This is a genomic window from Pseudorhodobacter sp. (genome assembly GCF_030452865.1).
Taxonomy (GTDB): Bacteria; Pseudomonadota; Alphaproteobacteria; order Rhodobacterales; family Rhodobacteraceae; genus Pseudorhodobacter.
In genome coordinates this window covers 1-10,096 of the sequence record NZ_JAKDLJ010000100.1, presented here as the reverse complement: position 1 = coordinate 10,096, position 10,096 = coordinate 1, and the positions used below count along the sequence as shown (strand labels likewise).

Here is a 10,096-nt window from a genome sequence, read left to right as displayed (position 1 = left end):
AACCCAAACCCGCAAACTCTCGTTATGAATGAGGGAGCCTCGGGGGGCAGGTCACCAGCGTTGCCTTTTGGCCCCGCGGCAATGGTGACGCCGATGTAACGCAAGGTCCATCACGTGATGAGATCCTGTCTGTTGCCAAAGACTGTTATCCCGATCTGGCAGAAGGGCAGCCGGAATTTGAAAGCTTGGCGCAGGCAACGGCCCAGGCGGTTTGGCGAGAAGATAATGGTGCAATGCGTGACTATCTCAAAGCTTTGCCCGACAATTTTCTGGACCAGGTAGGCCAGCCTAACATGGACGCGCGCCAGCTTTGCGATCTTCGCCAAAAAATGTGGGAGCAGGCTGAGGCGCTGCGTAGGTCATCTAACAAAATGCAAACTGCGCTGACGGCTGCATACAACTTGCTCGGTGGCGACGAGCAGGACCTTCCCGCCCTGAAGCTGTTGCTGGATGTGAAGAACTTTGTGAAGGACAATCCTATTCCGGCTCAACCCTCTGACTGTGCTGTCGGGAAATGCCTGCCGTTAGTCCACACGGCAGACGTCGAACTCAAACGATGGATGGACCGTCTGTATCAGCATATGGCCCAATCGCTTGATGCCAGGCTCACAGATGTCGGCACCAGAATTCGGGGTACGGAAGTGATCCTGCGTGGCGAGTTGAGCTTGGGTGGTGAAACTCGGGTTGCCGACTTGCCCAAACTATTCGCCCCACTCTGGTCTTGCGGGAAGAAGCCTGCTTGTGTGTTCCCTTTACAGATCGCCACTAAATGGCTGATATTGAATTAATCTTTCTGTTGAGTCCAAACTTTTCGCTTTTAAATGACTGTGTAGGCTTGGCAGTGATTTCAATGAAAGTCTCAACAGATCTGACGTACTTTGACAAAAAAAGTCAGGCACCGGTATCGGGGCATGGATGTCGGGAAATATTTTCAAGCAATTATTTGATGCGTTCTATTGCATTCAAGCGCAAATATGATGGCGGGTCTTTTGGCGGGTAGAACGTTCTGTCGTGAATTTAATCTAATATAATCAGTGGTATGGATTTAGTTTTGGAGGCGGGTACCGGAATCGAACCGGTCTACTCGGATTTGCAATCCGGTGCATAGCCTGCCTGCCCACCCGCCATCTGTCGCATCAATTAGTCAGGCCGATGCACTGCGTCAAGTCCCAAGCGGCACATCGGCCAAGGAATCTCCCCAGATGAACCCATTCTCATATCGCATCAATCGCGAAAGAACCGGCTTTCCTTGATCTGTTCCCAAGCCCAGACCACCTCTTGCAGCCGCTCCTCATCGCTGCGGTCGCCGGCGTTCATGTCAGGATGAAGATCTTTCACCAGACTCTTGTATTGCTTGCGGATTTCCGGTCGCGTCCATGTATCGCGCGCATCGAGAATCTCCAGCGCCTTGCGCTCCGTCGGCGGCAATTTGCGCGTCGCAGCGGCGGGGTTGATCTTGCCGGGGTTCTGCGTCGCCTTTTCGCCAAGAATCTCCATCGGATCATTGACGCCCAACCGTGACCAGACCCGCCCTTCGTCCGGGCGCTTGTTGAACGGCTTGGTTTCTCGGCCCCAGACACGGTCCTTGTCCATAAAAGCCTCGAACTCCTCATCGGTATTGCCCTGAAAGAAATTCCATTTCAGGTTGTATTCACGCACATGATCCTTGCAGAACCAATAGAACTCATCCAGCAAATCGGGGTTCTTGGGCGCACGATACAGCCCCGGTTCCTGACAGGCCGGATGTTCGCAAATCTGCTTGGAGGTCTCAAACGCCCCGGACATGCCGCGCCGACCGGTCTTGCGTTTCTTCTTGTCCGAAGAAACCCGCATGTCAAATTCAAAGGGGGGACGTGTTGCCATGATACTTGCCTTTCCGACTCGAAGGCGAGAGTTTAGACTATTGTTCATGGGATTGAAGGGGGTTGACAGCATTATGACGGTGGCAGAGGAAATAGCCGCGAAACTCACCGGCGCTTTTTCGCCGGATCGGTTGGAGGTGGTGAACGACAGCAACCGCCATTTGGGCCATGCCGGCGATGACGGAACCGGCCAGACCCATTTCAATGTTCTGATCCGGGCGAAAGCATTGGCCAGACTATCCCGACTGGCCCGCCACCGAACCATACATGCCGCCCTCGGCCCGGACCTGATCGCGCGTATTCATGCGCTGGCGATTGATGCAGGCTGATCCGTGACCCGTTCTCATCTGTTCAAAAATATCCTCAGGGGGTGAGGGGCAAAGCCCCGAGGGGGCGCGAGCGCCCCCTTTTTCTACATCACGGATTTCGACAGTACCGGGCCCGATGCGCCTTCAACCTCTGGTCTTCAACGCCAGCCTTCGGCGATGCAGCACAGGTTCGGTGTAGCCCGAAGGCTGTGCGCGCCCGTCAAATACCAATTCACACGCGGCCAGAAATGCCTCGCCGTCAAATTGCGGTGCCATGTCGCGATAGCCGGGCTCGCCCCGGTTCTGCCGGTCCACCACGGATGCCATTTTCTGCATCGCACCCATCACCTGCGCCTCGGTGACAATTCCATGACGAAGCCAGTTCGCCAGTGCCTGACTGGAAATCCGGCAGGTCGCGCGATCTTCCATCAAGCCGATGTCGTGGATATCCGGCACTTTTGACGCGCCGACCCCAAGATCCACCCAGCGCACGACATAACCGAGAATTCCTTGGGCGTTGTTCTCGATCTCTTGTGCGATCTCGTCCTCCGACCAGTTGGTCCCGCTCGCCAACGGAATCGTCAAAAGCGTTTCCAGCGACGCACGCGGCCCGATTTTCGCGATCTTTTCCTGCACATCTGCCACCTTCACCCGATGATAATGCGTGGCGTGCAAGGTCGCTGCGGTGGGCGATGGTACCCAGGCGCAATTGGCACCCGCTTCGGGCTGCGCGATTTTCTGTGCCAGCATATCGGCCATATGGTCGGGCATCGCCCACATGCCCTTGCCGATCTGCGCGCGGCCACGCAAGCCACAGGCGAGCCCGATATCGACATTGCGCAATTCATAGGCTTCGATCCATTCGCTGTGCTTCATTTCCCCTTTGCGCACCATCGGTCCCGCTTCCATCGAGGTGTGGATCTCATCCCCGGTGCGGTCCAGAAAGCCGGTGTTGATGAAGGCGACCCGGTGCTTTGCGGCGCGGATACATTCCTTCAGGTTGGCAGAGGTGCGGCGTTCCTCATCCATGATACCGAGCTTCACGGTATATCGGGGCAGGCCAAGCACCGCCTCCACTGCGGTAAAGATCTCATCTGCCAGCGCGACTTCGGCGGGACCATGCATTTTCGGCTTTACGACATAGATCGACCCCTTGACCGAATTGCGCGGCCCGTCGGTTTTCGCAAGGTCATGGAGCGCGCAAAGCGTGGTGACAAACGCATCCATGATGCCTTCCGGCACCTCGAACCCATCCTTGTCGATGATTGCCGGATTGGTCATCAGATGCCCGACATTGCGCACTAGCATCAGGGAGCGACCCTTGAGTACCACCAGCGGCGCCCCATCGGCGGCGGTGAACTCCAGATCGGGGGCGAGGGCGCGGGTAAAGCTCTCGCCGTTCTTTTCCACCACTTCGGTCAGATCGCCCTGCATCAGGCCGAGCCAGTTCGAATAGGCGGCAACCTTGTCTTCGGCATCGACGGCAGCGACCGAATCCTCGCAGTCGATGATCGACGACAATGCCGCCTCCAGCCGGATATCTGCAATATGGGCCGCATCGGTTTTGCCGATCGGGTGATCGGTGTTGATCTCAAGAATGATGTGCAACCCATTGTTGCGCAAAAGAATTGCGGTTGGGGATGCGGGATCGCCCTGATAACCAACAAACGCGGAGGCATCGCGTAGCCTTGGTGACAACCGACCATCTGCGACCGTATATCCCGTCACATCCCGATGTGATCCGGTTGCCAAAGGCACTGCCATGTCGAGGAAATCCCGCCCCCAGGCCATAACCCGCGCCCCGCGCGCCGGATCGAAGCCCTTGCCCTGTGGCAAATCGCCCATCGCATCGGTGCCATAAAGTGCGTCATAAAGACTTCCCCAACGGGCATTGGCGGCGTTGAGCGCATATCGTGCGTTCATCACCGGCACCACCAGTTGCGGTCCCGCGATATTCGCAATCTCCGGGTCGACGTTTTCCGTCTCAATGCTGAAATCCGGTCCTTCGGGTTCGAGATAGCCAATTTCGGTCAGGAAAGCCCGATAGGCTGCGGTATCCATCGGTCGCCCCCGGCGCTCGACATGCCAGGCGTTGATCCGGTTTTGCAGCGCCGCGCGATGCGCCAGCAGCAAACGATTCTTGTGGCCCAGCCGATGTACCGCATTCGCGAACCCCTCCCAGAACAGATCGACGTTCACGCCGGTTCCGGGCAAGGCGCGGGTTTCGACAAAGGCCACCAAAGCGGCATCGACACGAAGCCCGCTTCTTTCAATCATCTTTGCCATCTTGCCCTCATCGCTTTGCATACCACGGGATACCATTAGGTTTATTGCCCGCCGAAGGCAATCGCGCGTGGCCGTGAAAGAGGGCTTTGCATGTCGTCAAAAACCAGAAGGTTCTTATGGCGTTGCCAGCGAGTGACAGATTGGCCACCGCGTGGGGCCGCGGCGGCACTGGGACACGATTGATCCGGCCGCAGCACGTCGCCGCAGACCAGGACTTTTCTGTGTGACGATTCCGCCGCAATGCGCGTAAGGGTGCGCCGCGACGGGTCAATTCCCCGGTGCGGGGGCCGGAACTTCGGCTGGCGGTGTCGCGGGTGTGGTGCCCGGATCGGACGGGTTCGCCGGGGGCGGCGTTACGTCTGGCCCCGGTGCCGGCTGCGCCGGGTTCGGCGTGACATCGGGTGCCGGTTGCGCCGGGTTCGGCGTGACATCGGGCGCGGGTTGCGCAGGGTCTGCCGTCACTGTCTCACCGGTATCGAGGCCACGATCCGCAGGGGCACCAACATAAGCGACGTAGACCACAAACAGCAAAAGCGCCGCTGCGACGGCCAGAATGATGCCAAGCAAGGGGCCACGATGCCAACGCTTCTGCTTTTCAAGATTGGTTTGGGGGGCTGACATGATCTTTCCTTTCTTTGAATTGTCGTTTCGACACGGCATTCGGCGCGCGGGCGGTTGAACCCCACCCGACACCGGAATAACGTCCTGCTATCTGTCCGGTTCCCCCTTTGCCCGCTGATCCCACAGCCGCCATCGGGTGACCTGCCGCCCCTGACGAGAACCCCTGAAAGGCAGCCCATGTCCGCATCTTCCGCATCGCAGCCCGTCCTGCTCGCCGATTACACGCCTTATCCCTATCTGTTGGAGCATGTGACGCTGCATTTCAAACTGCATCCCACGCAAACCCGTGTGCAGGCAAAACTGTCGTTTCGCCCCAATCCTGCGCGGCCCGGTCACCATGATCTTTGGCTGGACGGCGAGAAGCTGGCGCTGCGGTCACTGGTGGTGAATGGCACAGCACTTGCCACGACCCCGGTTGCAACTGGTCTGCTGATTCCCGCCGATGATCTGCCGGATGGTCCGTTCACCGTCGAAACCGAGGTGGAGATTTCGCCCGAAACCAACACCGCGCTCGATGGCCTTTATATGTCTGGCGGCATGTATTGCACCCAATGTGAGGCGCAGGGCTTTCGCAAAATCACTTATTACCCCGACCGCCCCGATGTGATGGCGCGCTTTGATGTGACGATGGAAACCGAAATGCCGGTGCAACTGTCGAACGGCAACCCGTTGGTCCAAGAAAATGGCGGGCAGGGCGCGTGGCATGACCCCTGGCCGAAACCCGCCTATCTTTTTGCGTTGGTGGCGGGTGATCTGGTCGCCCATTCCGATCATTTCACCACGATGGCGGGCCGCAAGGTCGCGCTGAACATCTGGGTCCGCAAGGGCGATGAGGGCAAATGCGCCTATGCGATGGACAGTCTGATCCGGTCAATGAAATGGGATGAGGAGGTCTATGGCCGCGAATATGACCTCGACGTGTTCAACATCGTTGCGGTCGATGATTTCAACATGGGGGCGATGGAAAACAAGGGGTTGAACGTCTTCAACTCCAAGCTGGTGCTGGCGACGCCGGAAACCGCGACCGATGATGATTTTGCCCGGATCGAGGCGGTGATCGCGCATGAGTATTTCCACAACTGGACCGGCAACCGCATCACCTGCCGCGATTGGTTCCAGCTTTGCCTGAAAGAAGGGCTGACGGTTTTCCGCGATCAGAGCTTCTCCGGCGATATGCGGTCGCATGCCGTGAAGCGGATTGAGGATGTGCTGACCCTCCGCGCCCGTCAGTTCCGCGAGGATGGCGGCCCGCTGGCCCATGCTGTGCGGCCCGAATCCTATGTCGAGATCAACAATTTCTACACCGCGACGATCTATGAAAAAGGCGCGGAAGTGATCGGGATGCTGAAAACGCTGGTCGGGGACGCGGGGTACAAGGCGGCACTCGATTTGTATTTTGCGCGGCATGATGGCCATGCGGCGACGATTGAAGACTGGCTCAGGGTGTTTGAAGATGCCACCGGGCGTGACCTTTCACAGTTCAAGCGCTGGTATTCGCAAGCAGGGACGCCGACGGTGACCGTAACGGATGACTTCAAAGACGGCACCTATACCCTTCATCTGGAACAGAAAAACCCTGCGACTCCCGGTCAGCCGAAGAAAGATCCCAAGGTGATTCCCGTGGCGGTTGGCCTGCTGAACCCCAACGGTGATGAAGTGGTGCCAACGCGTGTTCTGGAACTGACCGAAGCGCGTCAAAGCTTCACCTTCGACGGCCTTGCCAGCCGCCCGGTGCCGTCGATCCTGCGCGGATTTTCGGCCCCTGTGATCTTGGACCGCGCCAGCAATGCCGCCGAACGCGCCTTCCTTCTGGCGCATGACACCGACCCTTTCAACAAATGGGAGGCGGGGCGCGCCTTGGCGAAAGAGGTACTGATTGCGGCGATCACCAAAGGCACCGCGACCTCGGCCGACTGGCTTGCCGCAGTCGAGGCGGTTAGTTTCGACGACAGCCTTGACCCGGCTTTCCGCGCCCTGACCCTGCGCCTGCCGGGCGAAGATGACATCGCCCAAACCCTGTTTGCTGCGGGGCATGTGCCGGACCCGACCAAGATCCATACCGCGCGCCGCCAGATGCAGGCTGATCTGGCGCAGCATCTGGCCAAACGCTTGCCCGCGCTGATAGCCGCCAATGAAACCCTTGGCGCCTTTGATCCCGGTGCAATTGCCGCGGGTCGCCGTTCGCTCCGTCTGGGCGCGTTGGCACTGATGGCGCGGCTCGACGGTGGCGATTCTGCTCGGACAGGCTTTGCCAAGGCCAATTCGATGACCGAGGAATTGAGCGCTTTGGCGATTCTGCTCGACATCGGGCAGGGCAGGGATGAGGTCGCCCAGTTTCGCGCGAAATGGCACAACGACCGGTTGGTGATGGACAAATGGTTCGCGCTGCAAGTCAGTTTTGCCGCGCCGGATCAAACCGCCGCCGTCACCGAAAGCCTGACCAAAGATGCGGCGTTCGATTGGAAAAACCCCAATCGTTTCCGTGCCGTCATCGCCTCACTTGCGGGCAATCACGCGGGGTTTCACCATGTTTCCGGTGCCTCTTACCGCCTGCTGGCCGATTGGCTGATCAAACTGGACCCGCTGAACCCGCAAACCGCCGCCCGCATGTCCACCGCGTTTGAGACATGGCCGCGCTATGATGCCGACCGTCAGGCAATGATCCGGGGTGAATTGATGCGGATAAAGACGGTCGAGGGTCTCAGCCGAAATCTGGCCGAAATGGTGGGGCGGATGCTGGATGCCTGACCCCGCGCGCATCTTTTCGCTTGGAAGTTGTACCGTTTTCGCGATTAATGCAGTGAAACATTTGGTGAGTATGGAGTGTTAGATGCCGTTCATCCTCGGTCTTCTGGGCCTGTTGGCCGCAGCCTATTTCTGGGTGAACCGGGCGAAAAATGCCGCCCATATGACCAATGAACTCGCCGGGGTGGCGTCGGATGTAATGGCCGCCGCCCGCCGGTTCGGATTTAGCCGCAAGCTGAACCTGCACCCGGTCGAATCCATTGATGACCCGAAACTTGCCGCCACGGCCCTTGGCCTTGCATTCCTTGAACTCGACGGGTTGCCCACCGCCGAACAACACGCAAGCCTGACGCGCAGCGTGCAAAGCCATCTCGACCTTGGGCATGACAAGGCGCAGGAGGCGTTGATTCTCGGGCGTTGGTTGCTGTCGGAATCCGGTGGGGCCGCGCCCGGTTTCACCCGCATCCTGCGCCGCCTTTTCAAACTGCAAGGCCGCGATGCGCTGACCCCTTTGATGGCGGTGCTGAACGATACTGCGCAATCGGGCCATACCGGGCTGTCAGTGAAGCAAAAGGAAGCGTTGGAGGAAGTGACCCAAACCTTTCGGCTGCGTTGAACCGCGCTTGAACCCATGCCTTTGCTGGCTTAAAGATGCGGCAAGCCAAGAAGGGACGCGCCATGCTCGATCTGACCTATGAAAACCCCAAGCCGAAGGTGATTTCGGGGGCGAAGCATGATTGGGAAATCGTGATCGGGATGGAGATTCACGCGCAGGTTTCCTCTAACGCCAAGCTGTTTTCCGGGGCGTCCACCCAAGTCGGCGCGGAACCAAATTCCAACGTCGCCTTCGTCGATGCCGCGATGCCGGGGATGTTGCCGGTGATCAATGATTATTGCGTGGAACAGGCGGTGCGGTCTGGGTTGGGCCTGAAAGCGCAAATCAATCTGCGCTCGGCTTTTGACCGCAAGAATTACTTCTACCCCGATCTGCCGCAGGGCTATCAGATCAGCCAGCTTTACCACCCGATTGTGGGTGAGGGCGAAGTGCTGGTCGAACTTTCTCCCGGCATTGCCCGTCTGGTCCGCGTCGAACGTATCCATCTGGAACAGGACGCAGGAAAATCCATCCATGACATGGACCCCACGATGTCGTTTGTCGATTTCAACCGCACCGGCGTTGCCCTGATGGAAATCGTCTCCCGCCCCGATATCCGCTCGGCGGAGGAGGCGACCGCTTATGTTACCAAACTGCGCCAAATCCTGCGCTACTTGGGCACCTGTGACGGCAATATGCAAAACGGCAACTTGCGCGCCGATGTCAATGTCTCGGTCTGCCGCCCCGGCCAGTATGAGAAATATCAGGCCACGCAGGATTTCGGCCACCTCGGCACCCGCTGCGAAATCAAGAACATGAACTCCATGCGCTTCATGACGCAAGCGATTGATTATGAGGCTCGCCGCCAGATCGCGATTCTGGAGGATGGCGGCAAGGTGCATCAGGAAACCCGGCTCTATGACCCGGACAAAGGCGAAACCCGTTCCATGCGGTCCAAAGAGGAGGCGCATGATTACCGCTATTTCCCATGCCCCGATCTGCTGCCGCTGGAGATAGAGCAAGCGTGGGTTGATGATATCGCTGCCAACATGCCGGAACTGCCGGACGCCAAGAAAACCCGTTTCATGGGCGATTTCGGCCTGACGGATTATGATGCCAATGTGCTGACCGCCGACCTCGATAGTGCTGATTTTTTTGAACTGGTTGCCAACGGGCGCGATGGCAAAATTGCCGCGAATTGGGTCATCAACGAGTTGTTTGGCCGTTTGAACAAGGAAAGCCTGACGATTGAGGCGACCCCGGTTTCCGCCGAGCAACTCGGTGGGATTATTGACCTGATCGGCTCGGGCGAAATTTCCGGCAAGATGGCGAAGGATTTGTTCGAAATCATCTGGACGGAAGGCGGCGATCCGGCAAAGGTCGCAGCGAGCCACGGGATGAAACAGGTGACGGACACCGGCGAGATCGAAGCTGCGGTGGATGAGATTATTGCCGCCAACCCGGATCAGGTCGAAAAGGCCAAGGCGAACCCGAAACTCGCCGGGTGGTTTGTCGGGCAGGTCATCAAGGCCACCGGCGGCAAGGCTGCACCGGCAATGGTGCAACAACTGGTGGCGCAGAGGCTGGGGCTGTAAACCCGGCAAAGATGCGCCGATCACAACAAGCTGATCGGCGCGCTGCTTTCCTTTCTGTCCGGTTTGGCCGATGAAGCCCTCATG

At 58.4% G+C, this 10,096-nt stretch carries 9 protein-coding genes and 1 tRNA gene; 6 read left to right on the top strand and 4 right to left on the bottom strand.

The annotated features are described in order from the left end of the window. Positions 1-233 precede the first annotated feature (233 nt). Both L0H65_RS08085 and L0H65_RS08080 read left to right on the top strand, forming a co-directional pair. Entirely contained in the window at positions 234-788 is a 555-nt protein-coding gene (locus L0H65_RS08085) for a hypothetical protein (protein WP_301458374.1), read from the top strand. Beyond that, on the top strand, positions 770-1,000 hold the full coding sequence (locus L0H65_RS08080) for a hypothetical protein (protein WP_301458373.1): 231 nt from the start codon (positions 770-772) through the stop codon (positions 998-1,000). Before L0H65_RS08085 ends, L0H65_RS08080 begins: the two co-directional genes overlap by 19 nt. 52 nt (positions 1,001-1,052) lie before the next feature. Here L0H65_RS08080 and L0H65_RS08075 read toward each other — a convergent pair. Next, positions 1,053-1,126 (bottom strand) — tRNA-Cys (locus L0H65_RS08075). A 98-nt stretch (positions 1,127-1,224) separates the two neighbouring features. Next, the gene (locus L0H65_RS08070; RefSeq protein ID WP_301458371.1) at positions 1,225-1,863 is read right to left on the bottom strand and encodes a J domain-containing protein; all 639 of its coding nucleotides are present in this window, start codon (positions 1,861-1,863) and stop codon (positions 1,225-1,227) included. Between the two features lie 73 nt (positions 1,864-1,936). Here L0H65_RS08070 and L0H65_RS08065 point away from each other — a divergent pair, with 73 nt between their 5' ends. Continuing rightward, positions 1,937-2,191 carry a BolA family transcriptional regulator gene (locus L0H65_RS08065; protein WP_301458375.1) on the top strand — a complete coding sequence of 85 codons (255 nt, stop codon included), beginning with the start codon at positions 1,937-1,939 and terminating at the stop codon, positions 2,189-2,191. Positions 2,192-2,314: 123 nt separating this feature from the next. Here the strand turns inward: L0H65_RS08065 and L0H65_RS08060 are convergent, their stop codons facing one another. Beyond that, positions 2,315-4,456 carry a malate synthase G gene (locus L0H65_RS08060; RefSeq protein ID WP_301458370.1) on the bottom strand — a complete coding sequence of 714 codons (2,142 nt, stop codon included), beginning with the start codon at positions 4,454-4,456 and terminating at the stop codon, positions 2,315-2,317. A 267-nt stretch (positions 4,457-4,723) separates the two neighbouring features. After that, complete coding sequence (locus L0H65_RS08055) at positions 4,724-5,077, bottom strand: hypothetical protein (protein ID WP_301458369.1); 354 nt, start codon at positions 5,075-5,077, stop codon at positions 4,724-4,726. Between the two features lie 177 nt (positions 5,078-5,254). Between L0H65_RS08055 and pepN the strand changes: the two genes are divergently transcribed. From pepN to gatB, 3 genes are all read left to right on the top strand, one after another. Beyond that, complete coding sequence (pepN, locus tag L0H65_RS08050) at positions 5,255-7,825, top strand: aminopeptidase N (RefSeq protein WP_301458368.1); 2,571 nt, start codon at positions 5,255-5,257, stop codon at positions 7,823-7,825. An 82-nt stretch (positions 7,826-7,907) separates the two neighbouring features. Beyond that, positions 7,908-8,438 carry a hypothetical protein gene (locus L0H65_RS08045; RefSeq protein WP_301458367.1) on the top strand — a complete coding sequence of 177 codons (531 nt, stop codon included), beginning with the start codon at positions 7,908-7,910 and terminating at the stop codon, positions 8,436-8,438. 62 nt (positions 8,439-8,500) lie between these two features. After that, positions 8,501-10,012: an Asp-tRNA(Asn)/Glu-tRNA(Gln) amidotransferase subunit GatB gene (gene gatB, locus L0H65_RS08040; RefSeq protein ID WP_301458366.1), complete on the top strand. Its 1,512-nt coding sequence runs from the start codon at positions 8,501-8,503 to the stop codon at positions 10,010-10,012. Positions 10,013-10,096 lie beyond the last annotated feature (84 nt).